Origin of the sequence: Pseudoalteromonas sp. L23, from assembly GCF_021728455.1 — a bacterium.
In the GTDB taxonomy this organism is placed as follows: Bacteria; Pseudomonadota; Gammaproteobacteria; order Enterobacterales; family Alteromonadaceae; genus Pseudoalteromonas.
Window position 1 is genome coordinate 315,970 of sequence record NZ_JAKKCW010000001.1, and the last position, 25,724, is coordinate 341,693.

At 43.6% G+C, this 25,724-nt stretch carries 21 protein-coding genes; 13 read left to right on the plus strand and 8 right to left on the minus strand.

Going from position 1 to position 25,724, the window contains the following annotated elements:
• Nucleotides 1-279: 279 nt before the first annotated feature.
• Together L3V43_RS01465 and L3V43_RS01470 are read right to left on the minus strand one after the other, a co-directional pair.
• Complete coding sequence (locus L3V43_RS01465) at nucleotides 280-3,147, minus strand: TonB-dependent receptor (protein WP_237115861.1); 2,868 nt, start codon at nucleotides 3,145-3,147, stop codon at nucleotides 280-282.
• A 381-nt stretch (nucleotides 3,148-3,528) separates the two neighbouring features.
• Nucleotides 3,529-5,865 (minus strand): DNA polymerase II, encoded by a 2,337-nt coding sequence (locus L3V43_RS01470; RefSeq protein WP_237115860.1) that lies wholly within the window; start codon nucleotides 5,863-5,865, stop codon nucleotides 3,529-3,531.
• Nucleotides 5,866-6,032: 167 nt separating this feature from the next.
• Here L3V43_RS01470 and dinG point away from each other — a divergent pair, with 167 nt between their 5' ends.
• The 7 genes from dinG to L3V43_RS01505 all read left to right on the plus strand — a co-directional run bounded on the left by dinG (nucleotide 6,033) and on the right by L3V43_RS01505 (nucleotide 11,738).
• Nucleotides 6,033-8,102: an ATP-dependent DNA helicase DinG gene (gene dinG, locus L3V43_RS01475; RefSeq protein WP_102057249.1), complete on the plus strand. Its 2,070-nt coding sequence runs from the start codon at nucleotides 6,033-6,035 to the stop codon at nucleotides 8,100-8,102.
• 2 nt (nucleotides 8,103-8,104) lie between these two features.
• Nucleotides 8,105-8,884 (plus strand): TSUP family transporter, encoded by a 780-nt coding sequence (locus tag L3V43_RS01480; protein ID WP_010606576.1) that lies wholly within the window; start codon nucleotides 8,105-8,107, stop codon nucleotides 8,882-8,884.
• A complete protein-coding gene (locus tag L3V43_RS01485) occupies nucleotides 8,881-9,480 on the plus strand; it encodes a primosomal replication protein (protein WP_237115859.1) in 600 nt (199 codons plus the stop codon). The genes L3V43_RS01480 and L3V43_RS01485 overlap by 4 nt, the downstream gene beginning before the upstream one ends.
• Nucleotides 9,480-10,385 carry a histone deacetylase gene (locus L3V43_RS01490; protein WP_237115858.1) on the plus strand — a complete coding sequence of 302 codons (906 nt, stop codon included), beginning with the start codon at nucleotides 9,480-9,482 and terminating at the stop codon, nucleotides 10,383-10,385. The genes L3V43_RS01485 and L3V43_RS01490 overlap by 1 nt, the downstream gene beginning before the upstream one ends.
• A gap of 27 nt (nucleotides 10,386-10,412) precedes the next feature.
• Nucleotides 10,413-10,685: a late competence development ComFB family protein gene (locus L3V43_RS01495; protein ID WP_010606573.1), complete on the plus strand. Its 273-nt coding sequence runs from the start codon at nucleotides 10,413-10,415 to the stop codon at nucleotides 10,683-10,685.
• Nucleotides 10,682-10,843 (plus strand): DUF2496 domain-containing protein, encoded by a 162-nt coding sequence (locus L3V43_RS01500; RefSeq protein ID WP_010606572.1) that lies wholly within the window; start codon nucleotides 10,682-10,684, stop codon nucleotides 10,841-10,843. Before L3V43_RS01495 ends, L3V43_RS01500 begins: the two co-directional genes overlap by 4 nt.
• A 100-nt stretch (nucleotides 10,844-10,943) precedes the next feature.
• Complete coding sequence (locus L3V43_RS01505; protein WP_237115857.1) at nucleotides 10,944-11,738, plus strand: NPP1 family protein; 795 nt, start codon at nucleotides 10,944-10,946, stop codon at nucleotides 11,736-11,738.
• 62 nt (nucleotides 11,739-11,800) lie between these two features.
• Here the strand turns inward: L3V43_RS01505 and L3V43_RS01510 are convergent, their stop codons facing one another.
• Complete coding sequence (locus L3V43_RS01510) at nucleotides 11,801-12,265, minus strand: hypothetical protein (RefSeq protein WP_102057251.1); 465 nt, start codon at nucleotides 12,263-12,265, stop codon at nucleotides 11,801-11,803.
• A gap of 285 nt (nucleotides 12,266-12,550) precedes the next feature.
• On the opposite strand from L3V43_RS01510, the gene L3V43_RS01515 reads away from it, so the two are divergent.
• The 4 genes from L3V43_RS01515 (at nucleotide 12,551) to L3V43_RS01530 (ending at nucleotide 18,478) form a co-directional block, all read left to right on the plus strand.
• Nucleotides 12,551-15,661 carry an efflux RND transporter permease subunit gene (locus tag L3V43_RS01515; protein WP_237115856.1) on the plus strand — a complete coding sequence of 1,037 codons (3,111 nt, stop codon included), beginning with the start codon at nucleotides 12,551-12,553 and terminating at the stop codon, nucleotides 15,659-15,661.
• Between the two features lie 14 nt (nucleotides 15,662-15,675).
• On the plus strand, nucleotides 15,676-16,749 hold the full coding sequence (locus L3V43_RS01520) for an efflux RND transporter periplasmic adaptor subunit (protein WP_235366612.1): 1,074 nt from the start codon (nucleotides 15,676-15,678) through the stop codon (nucleotides 16,747-16,749).
• 138 nt (nucleotides 16,750-16,887) lie between these two features.
• Nucleotides 16,888-17,643 (plus strand): Nif3-like dinuclear metal center hexameric protein, encoded by a 756-nt coding sequence (locus L3V43_RS01525; protein WP_237115855.1) that lies wholly within the window; start codon nucleotides 16,888-16,890, stop codon nucleotides 17,641-17,643.
• A 31-nt stretch (nucleotides 17,644-17,674) separates the two neighbouring features.
• Nucleotides 17,675-18,478, plus strand: a complete 804-nt coding sequence (locus L3V43_RS01530; protein ID WP_237115854.1) for a methyltransferase domain-containing protein — start codon at nucleotides 17,675-17,677, stop codon at nucleotides 18,476-18,478.
• A 12-nt stretch (nucleotides 18,479-18,490) separates the two neighbouring features.
• On the opposite strand, the gene map is transcribed toward L3V43_RS01530, so the two are convergent.
• The 5 genes from map to L3V43_RS01555 form a co-directional block, all read right to left on the minus strand.
• Nucleotides 18,491-19,261: a type I methionyl aminopeptidase gene (gene map, locus L3V43_RS01535; protein WP_237115853.1), complete on the minus strand. Its 771-nt coding sequence runs from the start codon at nucleotides 19,259-19,261 to the stop codon at nucleotides 18,491-18,493.
• 1 nt (nucleotide 19,262) lies between these two features.
• Nucleotides 19,263-19,463 (minus strand): ParD-like family protein, encoded by a 201-nt coding sequence (locus L3V43_RS01540; protein WP_010606564.1) that lies wholly within the window; start codon nucleotides 19,461-19,463, stop codon nucleotides 19,263-19,265.
• Between the two features lie 166 nt (nucleotides 19,464-19,629).
• Nucleotides 19,630-21,903, minus strand: a complete 2,274-nt coding sequence (locus L3V43_RS01545) for a TonB-dependent siderophore receptor (protein WP_237115852.1) — start codon at nucleotides 21,901-21,903, stop codon at nucleotides 19,630-19,632.
• A 197-nt stretch (nucleotides 21,904-22,100) separates the two neighbouring features.
• Nucleotides 22,101-22,475 carry a rhodanese-like domain-containing protein gene (locus L3V43_RS01550; RefSeq protein ID WP_130125958.1) on the minus strand — a complete coding sequence of 125 codons (375 nt, stop codon included), beginning with the start codon at nucleotides 22,473-22,475 and terminating at the stop codon, nucleotides 22,101-22,103.
• Complete coding sequence (locus tag L3V43_RS01555) at nucleotides 22,472-22,960, minus strand: hypothetical protein (RefSeq protein ID WP_235366610.1); 489 nt, start codon at nucleotides 22,958-22,960, stop codon at nucleotides 22,472-22,474. Before L3V43_RS01555 ends, L3V43_RS01550 begins: the two co-directional genes overlap by 4 nt.
• Before the next feature lie 113 nt (nucleotides 22,961-23,073).
• On the opposite strand from L3V43_RS01555, the gene L3V43_RS01560 reads away from it, so the two are divergent.
• The gene (locus tag L3V43_RS01560; RefSeq protein ID WP_235366609.1) at nucleotides 23,074-23,592 is read left to right on the plus strand and encodes a hypothetical protein; all 519 of its coding nucleotides are present in this window, start codon (nucleotides 23,074-23,076) and stop codon (nucleotides 23,590-23,592) included.
• A 414-nt stretch (nucleotides 23,593-24,006) separates the two neighbouring features.
• On the plus strand, nucleotides 24,007-25,635 hold the full coding sequence (locus L3V43_RS01565; RefSeq protein ID WP_235366608.1) for a methyl-accepting chemotaxis protein: 1,629 nt from the start codon (nucleotides 24,007-24,009) through the stop codon (nucleotides 25,633-25,635).
• The last annotated feature ends 89 nt before the right edge of the window (nucleotides 25,636-25,724 follow it).

The following is a 25,724-nucleotide window of genomic DNA, read 5'->3' on the forward strand; positions in this document are numbered from 1 at the left end:
AGTTATAAAATTAAAAATAAGTTCACTTTTTTTACCCATTTTGTTATTCATCGCAAACTTTCCTTCTTTGCGCAACAATATGGGGACAAAAATCGCACTAGACCATCAAGTGTTGCTATGTATCAGTTGTTCATTGTAAGCATCACTGTGTAAAAGCAATCAATACGCTGTTGGAGTTGTTAAGGAAAAGTGTTTAGTGAGATCGGACTCGGACTTATTTTTGAGACAAAAAGTCGGCCTCGATTTGAGGCCGACTTGAGTCGAAATGCTAAACTTTGTTTAGAACTTTTGAGTTACACCCAAGAAGAACTGACGGCCGAATAGCTTGAAGTTACTTTCATCAGTGTTCGCATTGAACGCTGTTTCAATATAAGGAGGTAGCTCATCCGTTAGGTTACGAATACCGGCTTGTACCGTTGTGTTCGTGTCAAATGAGTATTGTGCTGTTAAATCGTGATACACATATGAATCAACTTTAGCAACTAAACCTGCTAGTGAATCGTAATTATCACGCTTAATGTAAGTTAGATCACCGTACTCAAGACCTGACTGATAGTTTGCAGCCCACACAACACGTAGGTTGTCTAGGTCATAACGTAGATTGAATAAGATTTTGTCTTCAAAGTAAGACGTGTCATCTTCAAATCTGCCAACGAGATCTTCAACGATAAATGTACCTGTTTCACCATCAAAGTTTTCTTCTCCACGCTCTAAGAAGTGAGTCCATGATACGCTAGCAACAAATGCACCGAAGTCTGTGTCAAATGAATAATTCACATCAAGGTCGATACCGCGAGCAGTCATACTTTGTAAGTTTGTAGTGCGGCTGTCTACACGGTCAACTGAACCATCAAAGCCACGTGAGATTTTTGCACACATATCTTCGATAAGACCAGCATAACAACCCTGCAGAATATCATCAGTTGCTAGAGAACCAATTTTACCCTCAATGTTGATATCCCAGTAATCAATAGTGACACCTAAGTTTTCAACAAAATCAGGAGCCCACACAAAACCAATAGTGAATGTTTCGCCTTCTTCAGATTGAACACCTGTGTTGCCACCTAAACGTGTACGAACTTGCGCGTCAGCACTGTTGTGACCGCCTGCTGGAGCCCCCATTTCAAGACATTTAGCCTGACCGGCTGCAGATAAACCACCAATGTTTGCCGCAGAACACGGATCTGAAGCGCTTTCAAATGAATCAAGCTCTGGCGAATACAAATCGCTTAGCGTTGGTTCACGGTATACTTCGGAATAGTTTGCACGGAACTTTAAGCCATCAAAAATGTTTGACTCAATTTTAGCCATCCAAGAGAAGTTTGAACCAGTTGTGCTAAAGTCGTCATAACGTGCACCTAGCGTTAAATCTGCAGATTCAACACCTAAATCACGAACTAGTGGGATCAAGAACTCTGCCGATGCAGCTGTGTAGTTCTTAGATAGACCTGTTAGTGGCTTACTGGTGTTACCAGTCACTGAATCAAAGAACTTACCAGAATCATTTACTTGTTCAAACTCAGTGGTGTAATACTCAAGGCCAAATGCACTTGAAACATAACCTGCTGGGACTTCAAATAGCTCACCAAACACGTCAACACGAACTTGGTGGAATGAATCATTATAGTGATCGCCTAGTGGTGCAGTAATGTAGTCAAGCATCTCTTGTGTCACAGTGCCTGGGCCACCAAATACATTTAACGATACACAATCAGAAATAGGTGCGTCAGGCGTACCACATACCACATTGCCAGCGTCATCTTTGAATGATGGGCCTAAAGCTTTTGCTAGGTGTGGACCGTATAGCTGACCAAAGTCAGTATCTTGAAGGCTATTTGCACCATAGTTGTAGTAAGCATCGAACTGCCAGTTATCGTTAATTGCGCCCTTTAGACCTGCAACTTGTTGGAAACGAACATAATCTTGTTCAAAGTAACGACCACCCTCTAGCATACGACGACGAGAGCGATAAACATCTTCACCGAATGGGTTATAGTAGTTATCAGCTGATACACCGTTAGCCGTCGAACCATTTGACAGTGTAACGACATAGCCTGGGTCATAGGCTGTGTCGAAAGGTACAGCCGCAAGTTCCTGTTTTGAGGTACGCTTATTGATGCGTGTTTCTGTATATACAACAAGGTCATCGTTTAACTCAAATGAAGTATCAACAAAGAAGTTAATCACTTCAAAAGGTGTTTGCATTAAGTTTACTGGGTTGTAGTTGTAAGTATCGTTTACTTCACCACCGCCGACAAATGGGCGCATGTCACTTAGAGAAGGCTTACCGTCGCCACCACTTGGGCATTTATCATTAGTAAAGTTACCTTTACCTTCAACGTAGAAATTACCACAAGGAGTAGAACCCGAACCTAAAATGAATACGTTCGCATTGTCACCATCTGGGATTAAACCGTTCTCGTAAAAACTCTTAGCACCTTCTTCTGAAAGCACCTGCCAAGGATATTGGAAGAAGTTAACGTCTTTCACATCACCCTGATAGATTGGATCCTGCTTGGTATAATCGAAACCTACTGTGATATGGCCTGTATCGAACTCTTTACCACCAACCAGTTGGAAGCTTTGCTCTTTACCACCGCTAAACATATCGTACCAAGACGTTGTTGCTTTAACTTCAACACCTGTAAGTTCTTTTTTGGTGATGATGTTTACAACACCAGCCATTGCTGACGAGCCATACGCAACCGAAGCACCATCTTTTAGAATTTCGATACGGTCGATCATCGCAGCAGGAATATTCTGGAAGTCTGCACTTACAGGCTTACGACCATTGATAAGTACTAGCGTACGCTCTGAACCTAAACCACGTAGTTCTACAAATACACCACCACTACCGCCGTTGTTACGCGTTGTTGTTGCTGGTGATCCAGACATAACTGGGTTTGATTGAACAAATTCACCAACGTTACTGATACCCATATCGCCAAGCGCTTCGCCGCCGATAACAGTAATTGGGGCAGTAGATTCAAGGTCGGTGCGCTTTAAGCGAGAACCTGTAACTTCAATACGCTCAACGCTTTTCGCGCCTTCTTCTTCTGCAACTACATTGGTTGCAAACACGGCAGCGCTAGCGCCACCAAACGCGATCGCTAAGCGAATCGCCTTAGTTAACTTATTGTTTAGCATGTGAATCACCCTGGATTGTTTTATTGTAAACAGCTTGTATTAATTATTATTTTGTCGCTTTGTTAATTTCTAAATTAGCAACATTAGGGGCAAGATATTAAACAAACACCCGAGTAATGATCAAGGTTAATTATACCATTTTTTGCAATTACCAATTGCAGGCACAAATAAATCGCAACATAAGATACTGAATTAAAATAACAAAACCACACAACCGTGAGCTTGATAAAAATAAAAATCCACAAAAACGGGACTAAATATGAAAACAAGGTGAAACACACCATTTTAGTTAACAAAAAAGGAACTTCATTTTAGTGTGTTTTTGCTGATCAATTAATTTTGAGACTTGAAGGTGGCTGCAATTTGAAAGCACGATCCCTATTAAATCAAATCGAAACTTTGTTGCCCATCGGAACGAATTGATAGCTTAGATGCATTTGGAAGCATCTGATATATAGGAAGAATTTGTTTTTCAATGTATTGATAATAATCAATATCTACGAGCTTGCCTTGCTGCGCGAACTTGGGTCCATCGGTACTTAAATAATACGGTATTTGCGCCCCCTTTTTAGCAGTTTGCAACAATCCATCTTCGATAGCTTGTTTCGCAGCTTTTACCTGAGGAGGGATATTTTTTGTATATAACTCAACAGACTTACCAAGCTTCTTTTTATAAATGAGTTTTTCGTCTACTTTTCCAGCGAAAATCTCATTTATGTATTGATGAGTGATCTCAACGGTGTCGAGCCCGTCAAACAGCGCGCGAATAATTGCTTGTTGATATTCCTTTGCAATTTCCGTCCAATCACTACGCACGGTCTCCATTCCTTTAAAAACCAGCTTTTGCTCGCCAAGATCTGTGATCTGCCCAACATATCGCTTTTTAGAGCCGACTTCTTGACCACGAATGGTGGGCATAAAGAATGGGCTATAATGTGTTTCAAACTCTATTTCTAAATAACTGTGAAGACCAAAGCTTTCCGTAAGTAAAGCGCGCCAGCGCTCATTAATTTCTACCATCAGCTGCTTGCCTATTGCTTGGCACGCTTCGCTACGCAAAGACTCGGGTAAACAGACGAAAGTTGAGTCGGTATCGCCGTAGATCACCTCATATCCAAGCTGTTCAATCCAGGTTCGCGTTTGTTGCATTATTTGATGACCGCGCATCGTTATTGAACTCGCAAGACGAGGATCGTAAAAGCGACAGCCTTTTGAACCAAGTACGCCATACAAGCTATTCATGATGATTTTAATCGCCTGTGAGAGCATCATGTCTTTGTCTAATTTAGCTTGTTCACGTGCGCTGGAGAGCGCGGCGACTAAACCCGGTAAATGATGTTCTGTGCGGCTAAATTTACCTTCATTAAAGCCCTCTATGGCACGTTCAGGATGCTGTAATCCTTCAATTAACCCCATAGGGTCAATGCAAAAAGTGCGGATAATTGAGGGGTAAAGGCTTTTGAAATCGAGTACCAAAATATTTTGGTAGAGACCTGGCTTTGAGTCCATGACATAACCGCCGGGACTGTCAAAGTTAATACCATGCTCAGATAAATTTGGTGCAATGTAACCGCTACGGTGCAGTAACGGTAAATACAAGTTGGTAAACGCAGCGACTGAGCCGCCCATTTTTTCGAGTCCCAAACCCGTCAACTGAGTTCGAGCGAGGGCAAATTCAAGTAAGTTAAGTTTACTAAAAATGTCGAGCACCAACTGACAATCTTGTAAGTTATACGCTGCGAGCGCCGGTTTATCATGATGAAACTGCCTGATGATTTCCTCAAGCCTGTCATCCTGTGCGATAAGCTTGGTAGTACCCAAAACCTTCTCAGCCACAAAGCTCAGTTTAAATGTTTCAAAGTGATAGGTCGCATTTTTCATCATATCGATGCCATCTAGCATCACTCTCCCCGGAATAAACACCCGGGTATAGTTACCTTTGAAGGTCGACATCGCTCCGCCATCTCGCCCTATCGCAAGTGCGACGCCGTTAGCCTGTGCGCGTTCCACAAGTATTGCGGCATCGAACTCAATCACATTCCATCCGATTAACACATCTGGGTCTAAACGATTCACTTGCTTGACCAGCTCTTCTAATAACGCAATTTCATCTTCAACCCAAACGACATTGACGGCAGCATGCTGCGCCTCACCTATCATGATCACCAGCTTTTTGGTATCGGTCACTAAACCCACCGAAAATAAGACCCCCTCGCCGTTACATTCTATATCGATAGAAAGCATTTCAAGGTGTGGCCTATAATCATCACAAGCCTTAAATTGCGCCTGAGTAATTTCGATATAGCCCGGTTTTTGCGTGGCTTTACCTTTGACCCAAGCAGCTCCGCGAATAAAGCGCTCCATTAAATAGCGGTCGGAATGGCGAATATCCTCTTCATATAACGCGATTTTATTTTCAAGTAGCTGTTTTGCCTCATAGAAGTGATTCAAGGTGCGAAATTTCACAACACAAACAGGAGCTTGATCGAAGTGCTTTAGTTGACTTGGCGAGATGCTAAACTGCAACTGAGCGCGACTTAGCAGCAGCTCTACTTCCGTTTTTTTATCTTGTTTAATGAAAAAGAGTGGCTGCTCATCCTCTACCCACACCTTGAGTAACTGATGTTGCGATTTGAGCCAATAACACAAGCGCAGTTGGCCATTTACCTGCATCTGCTGTCTCGATAAAATAAAGCCCTGATATATCGCTTGTGCCAACTCCAATACCACCCTAAAATAGACGAATCACTGTAATTATATCCACCTGTTTATTGAACATAAAGTCACAAACAGAATAAAACCTATCCGTTAACGCAGTGATTAACTAAAAATCGAGACTCAAGTGGTAGGCTTGCTTCATATCAGAACTCTAGGCTAAATAGATTATGCTCTCAGACAAACTAAAAAAAACCATCCGCCAAGCACATCAAAATGTCGCCTCCGCTTTAGATGGCTTTCGTCCTCGTCCGAGTCAAAATTATCTGGTCGCCGAAATCGCAAAAACACTCTCTGGTGATTATCACCGCACTCAACGTATTTGCGTGATTGAAGCAGGAACAGGTACTGGAAAATCTTTAGCCTATCTACTCGGCGCGCTTCCTGTTGCACTCTCAAGTAAAAAGAAACTCGTCATCTCGACTGCAACCGTCGCTTTACAAGAACAGCTGATCAACAAAGAGTTGCCATTTTTAAAAGAACATTCAGGCATAGACTTTAAATTTGACCTCGTAAAAGGCCGTCAACGCTACATCTGTGTACAAAAACTGATGGCCGCCGTCAGCGATGATGAGATGCAAATGTCGATGATGCCGACAACCAGCAGTCCGCTTTCTCAAATGGAGCAAAGGTGTTTAAGAGAGTTGGCACTTGCTTACCAAGAAAAGCGCTGGCAAGGTGATAGAGATAGCTGGGAAGACACAATTCCAGATAAAGTTTGGAATGTTATCGCTTGTGATAAACACGCCTGCCAACGGCAACTAAAATCTCATCACTTATGCCCTTTTCATTTAGCTCGACAAAAGATTGCACAAATGGATGTGTTGGTGATTAATCACGCTTTGTTACTGGCCGACTTAGAACTAGGTGGCGGAACGATATTACCGGAACCAGAAGAAACATTTTACGTAATTGATGAGGCGCACCACCTGCCTCATATTACCAGAGATTTTTCTTCTGCAGCGGCAACGATTAAAGGCACTATCGAGTGGCTTGAAAAGCTACTTAAGTTTAGCGGAAAGATGGCAAACACCGTGGTTTCGCAAAAAGCCATTGGGCAGAATTTCAAACTGAATGATGCAGCCAATGACGCTGCGAAGTACCTTAGAGCGGTAAGGGATATACTCGATCAGAGCGACTTTACTTATAACGATGACGATACCTACCGCTTTAGTCATGGCGAAGTACCTGAAGCGCTCACCGTAAAAGCAAAAGATATTGCGGATGCCACGCAAGATGCACTGCGTTGCCTTACCAAGATGCATGATGCTCTGTCGGGCGATGTTTCAGACGGCGATGTACAAGCTTTTTTAGCCGACCCATTATTGGTTGAAAGCGGTCAATATATCAACCGACTTGAGCAACTCAACAAACTCTGGTTTAGCTATGCTCGAAAAGGCGACAGCGTGCCACATGCAAGGTGGATAAAACGCTTAGAATACAAACACCATCACGACCATTTACTTTGCGATTGTCCGATTGAAGTCGGCTATTATTTGAAGGATCACCTCTGGCGAGAGTGTGCAGGCGCGGTGCTCTGCTCCGCAACCCTCAGTGCTTTGGGCACATTCGATCATTTCGCCCACGAAAGTGGGTTGGCAAAAGAGCCTGGTGTTAAATATATCAAGGCTGATTCTCCGTTTGATTATCCCAATCAAGCGACATTGCATTTGCCAAAAACCCAAACAGATCCAACGGATAAAGCCTTTAGCGATTATTTAGCGGATGCCCTGCCAACCTATTTAGACACCAGTAAGGCTAACCTTGTACTGTTTGCTTCTTATTGGCAAATGAATCATGTGGTAGAAAAATTAAGAGGTAAAAATCTCAATATTTTGGTACAGGGTGAGCTTTCCCGTGACGCCCTACTCACTCGTCATAAAGCAAATATCGACTTAGGTCGTGGCAGTATCTTATTTGGTACACAAAGCTTATCCGAGGGACTAGATTTACCCGGAAAATACTTAGAGAACCTCGTGGTGACTAAGATCCCTTTTGCCGTGCCAACGTCCCCTATTGAGGAAGCCCAAGCGGAATTCGTGCAAAGTAAAGGGGGGAATCCATTTTTATCTATCACGGTACCCGATGCTGCAAAGAAATTAGTACAAAGCTGTGGTAGACTGCTGCGTAAGGAATCAGACTCCGGCCGTATCACCATCTTAGATAGACGTTTAGTTACAAAACGTTATGGCAAAGCCATGCTTGATACTCTGCCACCATACAAAAGGCAAATTGATTAATAATGTTTGAACTCGCTTTAGATCCCACAACTTGGGGGTTACTTTGCTTAGTCGCACTGGCTGCTGGATTTATTGATGCAATTGCAGGTGGTGGTGGGCTGCTAACCGTACCAGCTTTGCTTACTGCTGGCCTTCCTCCGCATTTAACCTTAGGTACCAACAAGCTCGCCGCGAGTTTTGGCTCCTTAACCGCGAGCTTTACCTACTACAAAAAGCAGTTATTCAAACCTAGCTTTTGGATTGGCTCTATTATTGCCACTGCGATAGGTGCCGTATTGGGCACATTACTTGTCGACTTTTTAAGTATCGAGTTTTTAAATAAACTTATCCCCGTTATTATCATCGCTGTCGCAATTTATAGCTTAGTCGGTAGGCTAAGCCCAACAGATTCCCATACTTTGCCAGAAGCGAATCGAGCACTCAAAATCAAGCAGTGGGCGCAAGGTTTATCGTTGGGATTTTTTGATGGTATGGCAGGGCCTGGTACTGGCACGTTTTGGACTGCGTCTAACAGTATGCTCTATAAAATGAGCTTACTTTTAAACTGTGGTCTTGCTCGTTCAATGAACTTTGTTTCCAACTTTATCTCGCTTATCACCTTTGTAGCCTTGGGTCATGTTAACTTTATGCTGGGTATCACCATGGGCGCCTTTTTAATGTTTGGAGCTTGGCTTGGTGCGCATTCTGCGATTAAGTTTGGCAACAAACTAATCAAACCACTCTTTAACACTGTGGTTATTGTACTTGCTGGCAAGCTCATTTTTGAGGCTTATTTCTCGTGAGCACAGGGCTTATCAAGCTTGAGCAACAAGTCAGCCGCTTAAAGCAACAAGCAGCGCAATTTGACTCCGCGAAATGGTTTGATAAGAATCGTTATATGCAGGCACAGCCCAGCTTATTTGATGCCCGTGTATTTCGAACTAAAAGCTTAAAGCTCAGCGACTATGTTGAAGAAATAGCAGAAGCAATGTCCCACCTACCGCCAAGTGCGCAGCGCCACGCCTTTACATTTGCCATCGAGCGGATAGGTTCACAAATGGAAGCCGTGTTGAAGGTGTTAAAATCAACCCCGGTCTGGGCGAAAGAAAACAAACTGAATACACCAAAAAAAGCCAAAGTGTATAAGAAGGCAGTGCAGAAGATTATGCAGTCGTCCCATGAGTTATATCAGGAGCTGTCACAAAATCATGAATTTGAGCGTCGACTGCAAGAAATGATTGATCTCAGAAGACTACAGATGGACAAAGCAGATCCCACTCAAGCTGCCAAGCTCAATGCCGAAATATTAGCCCTTCATGCCCGCCTTGGCCGCTGTAGAAAAGCCATTTCCGCCACCGAGCAAAAAATTCAAGAAGTTGAGAAAAGTCAGGGCCGTTAATGCTGTACTACCACCCTATTTATAGCGAGTTGAGCCTGCCTGAAAAGCATCGCTTCCCTATCAGCAAGTATAAAAAATTATACCAACGAATAAACGCCAGTAAATTTGCTAAATTTATCAAAGAACCCGAGCAAAAAATCACAGCTGATGCACTGCAACTTTGCCACGACGGTAATTACGTTGATGGCTTTCTAAACGGCACGTTGAGCGAAAAAGCAATTAAGAAAATGGGCTTTCCTTGGAGTGAGCAACTAGTTGAACGCACTTTGATTTCTCTAGGTGGCGGTTTAGCGGCAGCAAAGTATGCGCTCGAATATGGATTTGGAGCAAACTTAAGCGGCGGCTATCATCACGCACATCGCGATTTTGGCAGCGGCTTTTGCATATTTAATGATTGGGCGGTGGTCGCGGCAACGCTCATTGCACATCAACGGGTTGAGCGAGTGCTGATCTTTGACTGTGACGTACATCAAGGCGATGGCACAGCAACGATCGTTGCAGATAGAGACGATATCATTACCTGCTCCATCCACTGTGAAAGTAACTTTCCTCGCATTAAACCGCAATCCGATTTGGACTTTGCCTTACCTGTGAATACACAGGATGCGCAATATGTGGCAACCGTCCGCGAAGCCTTACAACTGGCGGTTCGATTATACCAGCCAGACATCATCCTCTATAACGCTGGTGCAGACGTCTATCAAGGCGATGAACTAGGACACTTTAGTGTTTCAAAGCAAGGTGTTAGAGCTCGAGATTCGATTGTTTTTGAGTATGCTCATCACCTCAATATCCCATTAGCTTTTACTCTGGGTGGGGGCTACCAGCGCGACGTTGATCATCTTGTAGATATACATCAACAAACCTTTTTGGCTTTGTTCGATAACCCCGCTATTATGATATAAACTTAAAAGGAATGTGCAGGAGGCTGTATGAAGTTACATGATGATATTCATAATTATTATGAGAAGCTGGTCGTCGAACATATCGTCCGTCGTAAGTTAGATAAAATTTATGATGAAGACGTAATGGCTGACTTTTGTTGTACTGTATTGAACCAACTACCATCGCGTTATATTCGCTACGATGTCGACATGGAGTTTTACCTGCCTCAGCCCGAGCGTGTAAAAATGGAACAGGCGGTAGAGCGTGCGATTGATTTTGCCATTTCACAAATCGCTAAAAAGGAACAATTTCAAGTATGAGTACCCCTTTAGAACAAGCGCCAACTCATGTAAAGCTTGCCGTCGACCTCATTATGTTGTTAGAGGAGCATGATCTTCCTGCGGAGGAAGTCATGGCTGCACTTGAAATTGTCAGATCTGACTTTCAAAACAAGCTGAATAACCAACAAAAAACTTAACATTAAATATACATTTAAGTCATACTTAGTTTTTAACCTTAGATTCTAATCAATAGCGGTTGTGCAAAACGGCACAACCGCGTTTATTAAGGAAAGCTGTATGACAACAACACAACTCCCTTTATTGTCCCTCGCGATTATTGCTGCGTCTGCACAATATGCTTACGCCAATGACTTTGCTGCATTAGACGAAGCCCTCCCAGCACCCTACATTATCAACGGTACTGAACCTGTGTTTGATTTTGATGGTGATGGTTGCCTGCCGAGTGCTGGGATCAGTAAAACTGGCGCGCAAAATTCAGGGCTAAAAACATCGGGCCGCATCACAGGAGATTGCAGAGATAATCAATTTTTAAATACTTCTAATACTGTGCACCGCTACGCCTGTAAAACAACAACTAACGGCGAGTATTGTGGACACTTCTATGCACTTTACTTCAAAAAAGACCAAGTGTTCGACTACTTTGGTGGTGGTCACCGCCATGACTGGGAATATGCAGCGGTATGGACTCGAGATGGGATAGTTACACATGGTAGCTATAGCGCACATGGCGACTTATTCACTAAACCTGCTAATGAGCTACCATTCGAAAATGGCCACTTAAAAATTGTCTATCATAAAGACGGCATTTTGACCCATGCACTGCGCTTTGCCAAATCAAATGAAATCGCTGAAAACAACTATCACCGCTTTGTCACACCCGCTATCATCAGTTGGTACAAAATGGCTGGAGATGGAATTTCGAACACGGCATTACGAGACAAGCTCAATCAATATGATTATGGCTCCGCCACCTTGCCCGTTAAAGACAGTCGTTTCCTCAATAACCTCAATCGCTTTAAACCAAGTGACTACCCAACTTACGCGCAAAGTGATATAGACAACGCTCAGTAATTGCTTAGACAAACTCACCTCATCAATCGATGAGGTGAGTCGATATGCTATACCAATTGGTATTAGCCTGCGTCTTGCTTCTGCCTAAGCAACCTTGCTCGCTCTAGTTTATATTGTGCAAAGAAAATACTATCCATTTCACTTGTTTGCGGATCGATAAAATAAGCAATATCGCTTCGATATGGCTCAGGTGAGAAGTGTTTGCCATCTTCCCAATAGAGCACAGCGTGCTTTACTAATTCACCGAGATAGGTGTGATCCCACGCATAGTGACAAAAGCCATGGTGCTCCCCCAAATTAGGTGAGTATTTTTTTTCAATATCCGCCATTTGCCCGGTATTTTTGTAATCCGCAAATTGTTTAGCATCTTGCTCCGCCGATTGAGGATCAGTGAAATAGGCAATATCACGCCTAGGTGGTAAGGCTTGAGGTAATCCAAATTTATCCGATATACCATTGCACTTTACGACAATCCACTGCACAAAATGTGCCCCGATAATATGGTCCCATTTCAACGCAACGTACATATAACCTCCTTTTGAACATCATTTATCAATTATTGCAAAGAACTGATCATGCCCAGCTAAGTTTAGCCACTTCTATTGATCTTACTAGTGCAAGTTCAATTGCCTTTAATTCAGATCAAAAAGTTTTTCAAACTATAAAAAAGCGTTACAAGGTATTACAGAACCGCACTTTATCGCTTATTTTTGCCAATTTAGCGCTAGCTTTAGCAAACGTAAATTTCACCTTACTGGCACTTTTTTTACATCACACTACAATGCAGAAAAAGCAAGATTGGAAACGTACCGATGAATGTGACACGCAGTTCGCTAAAAAACCCAGCGAGTGTAATTGTCATCTTGGTGTTGATTATTTTATTTGGGCTGTTAAGTATATTTAAACTGCCCATTCAGTTGACGCCAGATATTGAGCAACCACAGATCACGATTTTCTCGGGATGGCGCCAAGCCGCCCCAGAAGAAATAGAATCAGTGATCATCGAACCGCTAGAAAATGCGGTAAAAAACACACCTGGCGCACTTGAGGTTAATACCAACATCAATCGTGGTAATGGCTCTATTACGCTAACATTTGCGGTGGGTGCAAATATGCAACAAGCGATGCTAGATGTACTAACAAGCTTAAATCAAGCCCCACCGTTGCCACTTGATGCGCTAGACCCAGTCGTATTCGCCGGCGGTAATAACGGTGAAGCAGCAGCCACTTTGTTGGTCACGCCCAAAGACTATCAGGCAAATAGTCTCGATTTTGATATGGCGCAGTTTCAAAAGCAAATCGACGAGTTTATTGAACCAAGACTTGCACGAATTCCCGGCGTGGCACGTGTCGATCTAGCGAGTGAGCGGCCAAAAGAGCTGCGTGTTACCTTTGATCCGCACAAAGCCGCCGCGCTTGGTATTAGTTTAGATCAAATCAGTAATGTACTTGCAAGCTCTCGCGATACCTCTGGAGGTCTTGCCAACGTTGGGCGTCGTCAATATACCGTGCGATTCACTGGCCAATATGACCTTTCCAGTATGGCTCAAATGCGTGTCGGCTACTCTGGGGACAGGCCAATCTACTTAGGTGATATTGCAAGTGTTGAGCGCACCTTTTCAGACCGTTTGGGCATGAGTGGCCGCAATGGTAAACCGGCCTATTATATTCGGCTCTCTCGGGCCAACGAAGCAAATACCGTTGCCTTGCTTGATGAAATCAACCTTGCAATTGATGAATTAAACCAAGGGCCGCTGGCTGAAAATGGCTTATCGATTGAGCTCAGCTTTGATGCCTCCGTCCACATTCGTAATGCACTTTCTTTAGTAAAAAGTAACTTAGGCCTTGGGGTACTCTTATCTTGTTTAATTCTGTGGCTATTTTTTAGAGGCTTAAAAGCAACCTTGGTGATTGCAGCTACAATCCCCATTTCATTGATGGTCGCCTTTCTCGCACTTAATATCTTTGACCGTAGTCTAAATGTGATCTCGTTGGCGGGATTGGCATTTGCAGTGGGCCTTGTACTAGACGCCGCTATCATAGTCCAAGAGAATATCTCACGCTTAAGAGCTGAAGGATTCGATAACAAAAAAGCCGCCTTAAAAGGAGCTGCCCAAGTGACAGGAGCATTATTTGCTTCGACAACCACCAGCGTCGCCATCTTTTTACCTATTCTCTTTATGGCGGGTATTGAGGGACAGCTATTCTCTGATTTAGCACTGACACTCTCGATTGCCGTTATTGCGTCAATGTTGTGTGCTATTACCCTTATTCCACTGGCAAACTATTTGTGGCCAGACTCTGAACTAAAACCAGATCCTTATCATCAATACTGGCAAAAGCTCACCAACTTCATCATGAAGTTGACCAATAACAGAGTAAAGCAACTTACTTGGATTGGCGTATTACTGGGTGGCTCGGTGGTTGCAACCATGACCATGCTGCCAAAAACTGACTTTATGCCAAGAGCCCCCACCGATGGCTTTTTCTTTAACCTAGTAACACCACCTGGTGGCAACGTACAGTTTATGGAAGAAGAGTTGCTGCTGCGCGTGAAAAAACGCTTAATGCCCTATTACCAAGGCGAAAAAGAACCTGGTATTAAAGACTTTAATTTCTATGCGTTTGGCTCTAATGCTGGCGGTTTTATCTATTCAGCCGACCCTCAACGTGTTGAAGAACTGATGAAAGTGGCCAGAGAAGAAATCTTCGTTGACCTTCCCGATACTCAAGTATTTTTCTTTCGCGGCTCCATGATCCAAGTCGCCAATGGCGGCGATGGTCGCGATATCAATATTGACCTTACAGGTCCCAATATGGACGACTTAATCTCAGCTGCTCAAGTGGCTCTACAAGCTGTGCAAACCGCACTCCCTGAGGCAACGGCCAGACCTCAGCCGCGATTGGATATGGCAGAGCCAGAGCTTAGATTAACGCCTAACGATCGCAGGATCACCCAAGCGGGATTAACGCGTCGAGATGTATCTCAAGCGGTACAAGCTTATACCGGTGGATTATTCGTCAATGAGTATTTTGATGGTAACGAGCGTATGAACGTTATTCTTCGTGGTATCCCTTGGCAAAGCCCTGAGGAACTAAAAGCCTTGCCTATCGTAACCCCTCAGTCAGGAATTCAAACTCTCGGCGAGTTGGCAAATATAGAACGTACAGTTGGCCCGACGCAACTGCGGCGTGTTAATGGTCGTCGCACAGTCAGCATTGTTGTCACGCCTCCGGCTGATATGAGCCTGCAGCAAGTGCAAACCATCTTGAGTGAACAGGTGATGCCAAAAGTGCGCGCAAGCCTACCGGCCAGTGCGGGTGCTATTTTGGCGGGAAATGCACAAAAGATGAATTCCGCAATGGAAGAAATGGCACTGAATTTTGTCCTCGCGTTGTTCATTTTGTTCTTGTTAATGACCGCGCTATTTAAGTCTGCCAAAGACAGCGCCTTGGTATTGTTAGTGATGCCACTGGCTATCGCAGGTGGTGTGCTGGCTCTGTATATTTTAAACCTCTTTACCTTCCAGTCCTTGGATTTACTGACCATGATAGGTTTTATCATCTTGCTTGGGCTGGTCGTTAATAATGCCATTTTGCTGGTGGATCAGACTCGCGTTGCGATGGCATCAGGTATGAGCCGTGAAGCATCGGTCAGACAAGCGGTGTTACTAAGAGCAAGGCCCGTTTACTTGAGCACCTTAACCAGTCTGTTTGGCATGCTGCCACTAATGCTCATGCCAGGCGTAGGCTCAGAAATCTACCGCGGCCTTGCGACTGTCATCGTCGGTGGTATGGCTATCAGTGCTTTATTTACCTTAGTGTTGATGCCGAGTTTATTGCAACTTGGGCGGCAAACTCCGCCATCCGAAACAAACAAATCAACGACCAAAGCCCCGCTCAGCCTAGTTGCCAATCAGTAAGTAGTGAGAACAGAATGAAAAACCCGATAAAACAGACACTTCAGGCCCTAGCACTATGTGCTGGGATCGTTGCGCCACAAGCCATCGCCGTGGTGCCAGTCACCGTCGCAGAAGTGACAAAAGCCCCTCTCACGAGCGAAATTGAAGTTAGTGGCACACTGTATGGGAAAGACGACGTGACGCTGACCGCCGGAGTTAGTGGCCGTTTGTTGTACGTAGCAGAACCCGGTACCAGTGTCGCAAAAGACGAAATCTTAGTACGTATGGACACACTTCCGCTGGAACTCGATAAGGCCCGCCAAGCCGAATTATTAAATCGAGCCAAGATCAATTTACGCTTATATCAACAAGAATTGACTCGATTAAAGAAGCTCGCAAAAACCAGCAGTGCGGCAGAGAGTCAAGTCGATGAAATGCAAAATAAACATGACCTAGCGCTGTCGGATATCGCCTTAGCAGAAGTCGAACTTAAGGTTATTGACGATAAGTTGACTCGCGCAACGGTCCGTGCACCATTTGATGGCGTTATCAGTGAACGTTTTAAGCGCGCGGGTCGAGAAATAAACCGCGCCGACGAACTGCTCACCATATTAGATATCCATCATCTAGAAGTTCGCCTATATGTGCCCGTTAAATACTTAAAGTTTTTGCAAAAAGGCATAGCGCTGCCAATCCGTTCTGGTGATTTATCGCAGCCAGATAACACGTCAGCAAAAGTCACAGCGGTGATCCCCTCAACCGATCCGCGCTCACAAACCGTTGAAGTGCGTGCAACACTCGCAGCAGATCAAACCCATAGGTGGGCAATTGGTCAATTAGTTGATGTAGCGGTGCCGCTCACCAGCAAACAAGCCGTATTGCTGGTTGACCGGGACGCCTTAATATTACGTAAACAAGGCACCCATATCGTCAAAATAGATGAGCAAAATAAAGCCGAACAAATTCCTGTCACCGTCGGCAATGGCAAAGGCCAATGGGTGGAAATTACTCCCCGCACCAGCGATATCTTACATGCCGGTGATAGAGTCGCCGTTCGCGGTGCTGAGCGCCTGCAAACAGGACAAGACGTCGAGGTGACAAACCCTTAATAACAAACCAGTTACTAGCCCAATGAGCTCACTCATGGACGAGCGGCTCATTTTTCTTTTCCACCCCCACGATATTCTCCCTTTTTGATCTATCGTAAAACCAGTTAAACTAGCGCTATCTAAGAGTTAGGGGGTGTTATGAAACGAACCAAATTAGTGAATCAATTAACGGAATTACTGAAGCCATTTCAAATTAGCGATTACTGTCCAAATGGTCTGCAAGTGGAAGGAACAGACGAAATCCAAAAAATCGTCACGGGTGTTACCGCAAGCCAAGCTTTAATTGATGCCGCTATTGAACGAGGTGCAGATGCCATTTTGGTTCACCACGGCTATTTTTGGAAAGGGGAAGATCAATGTGTTACGGGCATGAAAAAGCGCCGCCTACAAGCCCTGCTTGCCAATGACATCAACTTAATCGCTTACCACCTTCCACTGGATGTTCATCCTGAACTCGGGAATAACGCACAGCTCGGTAAGCTACTTGGGCTTGAATATGAAAGACCGCTTGAACCTTGGAATAAAAATAGCGTAGCGGTAAAAGGTAAATTAACGACGCCAATGACTGCTGTTGATTTTGCCGCTTTAGTTGAAGAAAAACTCGGTAGAAAGCCGCTCTTAAATGTTGCAGGCGATCACCCAATCAGCACCATCGCTTGGTGTACAGGTGGTGGGCAAAGCTTTATTGATCTCGCGGCAAGCCAAGGCATTGATGCCTACTTAACGGGTGAAGCATCAGAGCAAACCATTCATTCATCAAACGAGCAACAGATCCACTTTATCGCGGCTGGACATCATGCCACAGAGCGTTACGGCGCGAAGGCACTTGGTGAATATTTGGCAGCGCAGTATGGTTTGGATGTTGAATTTATTGATATCGACAACCCGGTTTGATACCCCTTTGCTTAATTAAGTGATCTCGCATATGGCTAGAAAAAAGCAGCAGCAAAAACCGGCACCGACAGATAAAAGCTTTGCTGAACTAACGCACAAGTTCAAAAACAATATCTATGGCACCAATAAAGGCAAAATCAGAGAAGCAGTGCTCAAGCGTGACTTGAGCGCACAAGTTGACTGGTTAACGCAATCAAGTGGCAAACGCATATTAGATGTTGGCGGCGGACAAGGGCAATTGGCGCTCTATTTAGCATCGCTTGGCCACCATGTCACTGTGATTGATATTTCTGAAGAGATGCTTGAACTTGCCAAAACGCGCGCGGATGAAGCCGGACTGAGTGACCAGCTGCATTTTATCCACGCGCCCCTGCAAGCGCTCGATACGCTGAACTTAGGACAATTCGACTTAGTATTGTGCCATGCGGTGCTTGAATGGCTAGTTGAGCAACAAAGTGCGCTTATGCTGCTAAAGTCGCAGCTGAGCGAAACTGGCTTGCTTTCGCTCATGTATTTCAACCATGAGGCGCATCTGATGGCCAATATGGTGTACGGTAACTTCGACTATGTGCAAAAAGGCCTTAAGGTAAAGCAAAAAGTAGGTCTCAGTCCCAATAAACCAATTAGCCAAACTGATATGGCAACTTGGCTTAATGAGGCAAAGCTCAGCGTTATGCAAAAAACCGGTGTTCGCTGTTTTCATGACTATTTAAGGGAGTTGAGTAAGGCGGATGAAGATTTTGACGCTTTGCTCGCCTTAGAGCTTAAATACAATCGCCAAGAGCCCTATGCATCTCTAGGTCGTTATACCCACTTGATATTAAAACAAGCGTAAGTACAGCACTGCTTACGCTTCTTCCGCTCTTAGGGTTAACACTTCAACGCCGTCATCTGTTACCAACACAGTATGCTCCCACTGCGCCGATAGCTTTTTATCTCGGGTTACCACAGTCCAGCCATCTTTTTTGGTTTTAATTTTTGCGCTACCCTGATTGATCATCGGCTCAATGGTAAAGGTCATCCCAGGCTTTAGCGTCATCCCGGTATTTGCTTTGCCATAGTGCAGTACATTTGGCGCTTCATGCATTTCTCTACCGATCCCATGACCACAATACTCGCGTACCACAGTGTAGCCGGCTTTTTCAGCCACTTGCTGTACAGCCGAACCGATATCCCCAAGCTTTGCTCCAGGTTTAACCATTTTTATTCCAGCCCACATCGCTTGGTAAGTCGTTGCCACTAACTTTTTGGCTGGGAGTAATGCGTCTGGCATCACATACATTTTGCTGGAGTCGCTGATAAAGCCATTTTTCTCAAGCGTAATATCGATGTTTACAATATCAGAAGACTTTAAGATTTGTGATTTACTCGGCACACCATGGCACACGACCTCGTTCACAGAGCTATTAAGGACGAACTGATAACCATATTGACCAAGGCTGGCAGGACGCGCTTTAAGCTCATCAACAATAAAGTTGTGCGCTTTGTCATTAATCTCTAGCGTAGAAATTCCGGGTTCAATCCAACTATCAATATAGTCAAACACTTGCGTAAGCAATCGCCCGCTTTCGCGCATCAATTGGATCTCATCAGCGGTTTTGAAAGTAACCTCTTGCATCTCAATTTCCTTTTGGCTGTTGTGACTTCACTCGCGTCATTTCTGCCGTAATGATCTCTGTAAACGTAAGCGTTGGATTGCGCTCGGCAAGTCGCCCAATTTTAATCCAAAACTCAGCCTGTGAATTGATTGAGCGCGACATCACAGTGCTTGCTTCACGGATCTCATCGTGTAGTTCATCTGAAATTTTTACGATACCCATTTATATAAACCATATACATATCATATATAATTCATATAATAACGGAGTTGCGGAACAATGCAAAATCTAATGCCAATTTGCTTATTATTTTGAAGCAAAAAAATGCACCGCCTCGGCGGTGCACTCCGTATTTTAAGCTTAAGTCACCCAAGCTTAGGTTGACTCATTAAAAGCTATAGCGCATCCCTAATTGCCAATTGAACGGTTCGCCGTGCATTACATAGCCGTCCCAAGATGAAATACTGTTGTAGTAACTTTCATCCAGTAGGTTGTTGAAGTTAAGCGACACACTAAGCTGTTCACTCACTTCATATCTTGCCATTAAATTAAGTAACGCTCCGGAAGATTGTGTGATCTTATACGCCTCGCTACCGCCGCCCGGCAATGGCCTTTGTGGTATTGCATAAAAGCTACCTTGCCAATTAATTCCAAGCCCCGCAGTCAAGCCGTCAACAAACTCGCTAAAGTTATAGGTGGTATACAGGTTTATGAGCTCTTTGGGCTGATCCGTTAACAGCTCTTTGCCATCTTTTGATTCAGTTTTGTGTTTTGATAGCCCTAAGCTGATATTCCACTGCTCATTGATAGAGCCTGTAAATTCAACTTCAAAGCCTTCTGTCGTATCGCCTTCACCGCGCTGAATATATGGCCTATTGCCCTGCGGAGTTAGATAGCTGTCTGGGTAGTTTGGATCGACAATCGCAAGCCCATTTTCAACATTACGATACACCGCCGCCGTAAAGTTCAAGGTGTCATCAAGTAACTCACCTTTTACCCCGAGCTCATAGCTTTCGCCGGTGCTTGGGTCGAGCATTTTATCATTGATATCAAAGTAGGCTTGCGGCTGAAATGCCTCTGTGTAGCTCGCGTAAACACTATATTGCTCATTAATATCAACCACGAGCCCGGCATAAGGTGTGACTTCTGTATCCACCTTTTCATGATAGCGGTTACGAAGAAACTTACCGTTATTAGGATCATAAAGGTCAATATCGTACTCCCAATTGGTGATCCTAGCGCCAACAATAAGTTTAACATCATCATGCGGGTTAACACGCACGGCCACAAATCCACCATTAGAGTCTGTTACCGTCAAACTATCACGGCCTAAATCTTTAAATGGATAGCGCGGCACGTCACCTGTCCAATCGTGAAAATTTAACCCTTCTAATGAAATAGTAGTCTGGTCGGCTTCATTACCAAATGACGTACGCTCCCGCTTGAATTGGTTATAGCTGAAAATGACATCATGCGTACGACCAAATAACTCAACCGGGCCTTGGAGTGACAAGTCTATTGTCTTTTGTTCATCTTCGGAGCTACTTATTACAGCACTGTAACCGAATCCATTATCGCTGCTACCATCTGGGTTAATAGGCCCATCAGGATAAACGAAAAAGAGCTGCCCACCTTGCATCTCAATGGTATTGTATGTCGCGATGGCATGGAGTTGCCAATCGTTTTCAAACGCGTGATCAAGCCCAACAAAATAGGTGTATTCTTCGATTGGCCAGCTACTCCATTTTGCCGTCATCCCGGTGTCACCACGGCGTCCCTGATAGCGACTACCATCAGCGTAAAAGTAAGGTTGAGAGTGGCTATTTATCGCCCCTTTTGAAGCAGTATCAGCATATTCCACACCGAGTCGCAATAAGGTGTAATCGGTCAGATCAGCCTCAACGGTAGAATATATAGACGTTTTCTCCTGGCTATAACGCTCAATGTAGGAATCTCTTTCATAATGTGCAGCAACAAAGCGGCCGCGAATACTGCCCTCTTGGTTTAACCCACTCGCCACATCCACCTCTGCGCGGTAATTATCCCAACTACCAGCCGAAACCGCCACACTGCCCTTAAACTCATCGCTTGTTGCACGTTTTCTTACTAAGTTTACGGTCGCGGTTGGGTCACCAACGCCAGTTAATAAACCATTTGCACCACGTACAATCTCAACACGCTCATAAGCAACCGCATCACCATTTACATTTGGTCTTCGGCCACCTGGGAACTGTTGCACACCGTCTATTTGGATTAAATTGACATCACCGCCACGTACAGAAAAACGTGTCCTATCAAGACTGGCTCCCCGCTTTGCATAAAAGCCCGTTGCATGTTCCAAGATCTCATCAATGTTAACCGTCTGCCAATCTTGCATCATTTGATTTGTGATAACGGTCACCGCTTGAGGCGTCTCACGCTGTGATAAAATCATTTTTAATGCCGCTTTGTTCGAAGACTCGGTGTAATTTTTTACACTCGTACCAGTCACATAAATATGCTCTAGTTCTTGAGCCCTACCATCACCCGCGGCATCAGCAGCTAACGTATCATCAGCAACTTCAGCGGCATGTGCATTGCCGTGTAGTGAGAACAGCACAAAAGTGGCGCAAAGAGAGAGTTTTAAAGAATTATTTATTGTACGTGAAGATGAAGAGCACATCGTTTTTCCCTAAATTAACTTCATTATGAAAACGATAGTGATTATCATTTATATTACCAACTCTTTCAAGTTCCTTTTTTAGTTATATGCCGTTATTTGAAGCGCAATTCAAGTGTGGCAGTGACCAAAACTTATTAAGCTTTGCCGTTTACCTTTTGTTTTTACCCGCTACTATTTACTCAAAAAGTAGGGAGCCCCTATTTCTTCACCACAGGTAAAGACTCCGCCAGCCACTTATTCATATCACCTTCTAGGTGTTTTAAGGTGTAGCCTTTTGGCGCTAGTGCCTCAATAAAGATGCCAGCCCTACGCCCAGAGCGGCAGTACACAACGAGTGGTGTATCAGTCAATTTAGTCAGTTCTTCCTGATGCGTCTCAATCTCGTTAAAAGGAATGTTTATTGCCCCTTTGATATGTCCTGCGGCAAACTCTTCAGGGCTTCGTACGTCCACTATGGTGTAAGCGTCTGCTGACATTTGATTTACCATCAGTGCTTGCTGTGTGATCGTTTCCGATTGGGCATAGCAAATACTGCTAACAAACCACATAAAGCTAATAATCAGTTTTCTCATTTTTCAGTCTCCTTTTTGTACAATCCATCAAATACTATTTGCCACTTTTCAGCCCCTTGCTTACTCAGCCAAACCTGACGTACCGTACCATCTGGGTTCGCAGTCCATGTTATCTTATCCGTCACCTTAATACCTGCTGCATTTTTCCTATCCCCTTGTAATACCATTTTCCCTTCATGAAGCTCACCATCCAACCGTAACAACAGTCCGCTATTATCCACCCAAGTTTGATGCCAACGATGAGTGGATGCATCATAAATATTTATACTCTCACCACGATACCCAAGTTCATTGGTATAACTTTCTTTAATAACACAGCCATCATACGCACGGGTAATGCGATTACGCCCAGACTCAAGACCTCCTACGCTCGTTACCAACCAATCTCCAAGCCAAAAATCAAACTGTCTAAATCCTTGATCTTCACATTTAGCAAAGCTATTACAGCTAAAAAACAAAATACTAATAACCAACCATACCTTCATTTCACTGACTCCTTATATCCAACCTTGTTAGCTTAGCGGGGATTAACCAAACAGCTAAAGAAATCAGAAAATACTCCGATACAGTTAGAAATAGAGATAACAAGGATAACGTTATGGAAATTCAAATGAAGCCACATCACTTTGCCGACGCACTAAACGCAAACAACGAAACACCCACTGCCACAAGTAACTCCACAGAGGAAACGGAAGAAAAACCAGCAAATGAAACCATACTGACTGAGTTTATGGACAAAAAGGCAAAGAAATACAAAGGTAACAACCCTAATTTTAAGCAACAATATGAAATGTTAGAGCAGTCAGAAGCCCTAATGAAAGAGCAAATCCAACATTTACAACAGCTTATTAGCGAGTTAAAAAAAACACCTCTGCAACGAGCTATAAAGGTATCCACAGTAAGCGATGCTGATATCCCAACAACACAAGAAGATACCCTGAGATATGAGCATACCGGCGCAAAACAGTATCGCGATAATGAAACAGAAAAAGAAATTGAGATTTTAACCCAACAACTTGATGAACTTAAATCACAGCATGCTGATGTAAAGCAACAGATGATCCAAATGGTACTTGATGAAATGACTAGGCAACGAGATAAAAGGTATGAAGTCTAAATAGTCCTAGCGCTTCTATTACTTCATAACAACTGAACTAAATCAATATTATGCAGATTTCTACAACTAAAATTTTGGTGAATTTTAATTCACCTAGGCTACATACCCCAATCTCATCGTTCAACGCTATCTATAAAGCTCCATAAAACAAAGATTTAAAACAAAAAAACAAGTGATGTGGCAAAGTTAAAAACCGGACATTTTTTAGAAAATAAAACCACATAAAAAGGATAAAAAACCACACTTACTTTCAGCTAAAAAATCACAAATCTAAAACACAAAATATAATCAACAAATAATACAAACTGCAAACATTAGCAAAAAACATTTAATTATTAATATCACCTGCTTTTCAAATACAATACTGCCCCTTTAAATATCAATCATCATCCATGGATTCATTGAGCTTCAATAATGCAGTTAAAAAAACTATCTATTTCTAACCAAATAACGTTAAGTTTCACCTTACTTTTTGTCATTTTCATTGGAGTTGGCTTGATGAGCTACCAAGGAATGAAAGAAGTGAACGCCAATCTGAACGACATAGTCAGAACCAGCATTCCATCTATGGAAACCATTAAAGACATTAAAATTGACTTAGCAACTATACGTAAAGATGAGTTTAGTACTGCATTAAACCCTGAAGACCCAGAGGTGCACAACTGGCTTGCTATTTTAAGAGATCTGAAGAAGTCATTGAATGACAAGATAGCATTTTATCAATCATTGCCAGTCAGCAAAGAAGAAAAGGCACTGTTCAATGCGTTTATTACCGCTTGGCAGCGATACGTCAATGCGACTTATCATTACGAAAGCCTTATCCTAAGTGGCAACGCAAAAGAAGCAAATCGAATCATTTTAGATAGCTACCCTCTGTTTGCCAACGCCATGTCTGAGCTTAGTGAACTGGAAGCATTAAATGATAGCAGTGTTGAAAATTCTGAGCGCTCGGCTATATCAGCAGTTAATAGCACCCTATTTACTTTAGCGATTTCTGGATTACTCGTTGCAGTAACCATAGTCATTATCTGCATACTTTTGAGTAAAGCGATTAAGACACCGCTTGCTTTATCCGTGGATCTTGCGAGTAAGATAGCCCGTGGCGAGCTAAATCACGCAATTGCACTTGAAGATACAGGTAAGAACGAGCTCGGTTTATTGACCCAATCTTTAGATAAAATGCGTTCACAGTTACACGCCTTAATCACCATGATCAATGACTCAGCCATTCAATTAACTGCGGCAGTAGAAGAAGTAAATGCCATTTCTTACCAGAATGCACAAGGTATGAATGTACAGCAAAATGAGCTGCAATCCGTCGCATCCGCGATGACACAGATGCAAGCGGCGATTAGTGAAGTGGCTAAAAGTACAGAAATGGGCGCTGAATCAGCAAATCAGGCAAGTGAAAAAGCCAGAGAAGGCAGCGACGCACTTAAATCAAATATCAATCATATTTCAGACGTTGCACAAACAGTCACATCTGCAGGTGAACTTGCCAATAATCTCGAAAAAAACTCACACAACATTAATGTGGTTGTTGACGTAATCAGAGAAATCGCGGAGCAAACGAATCTATTAGCATTAAATGCTGCTATTGAAGCTGCTCGTGCAGGTGCTCAGGGACGTGGTTTTGCTGTTGTTGCGGATGAAGTCCGCTCACTGGCCCAACGCACCCAAGATTCAACCACGCAAATTGTTGAAATCGTCAACGACCTACAAACCAAGTCGAAGGAAACCGGCGTGGCAACCAAGAGCTGTGAGCAGGGTATTGCACTTTGCGTTGAGCAATCAGAAGTCGCCGGCAATATGATCCATCAAATTGAATCTCAAATTGATAGCATCGCAGCCATGAGTACACAGATCGCGTCAGCTTGTCATCAGCAATCTGTGGTTTCAGAGGAGCTGAACAAAAATATCGAGACTATCAATTACTCGGCTGTTGAAATGACCGAAGGCGCCAACCAAACCGCGACGGCGTGTAATGAAATGAGTAAACTTGCCCACGACTTAAAGTCGCAAGTCGACAAGTTTACGCTCTAAAATACCGCCATAATGGATAAATAGCGCCTAAGCCTAGGTACGGCTAGGCGCTATATAATTGAGGCACTCTATCATCAAAAAAACAATGC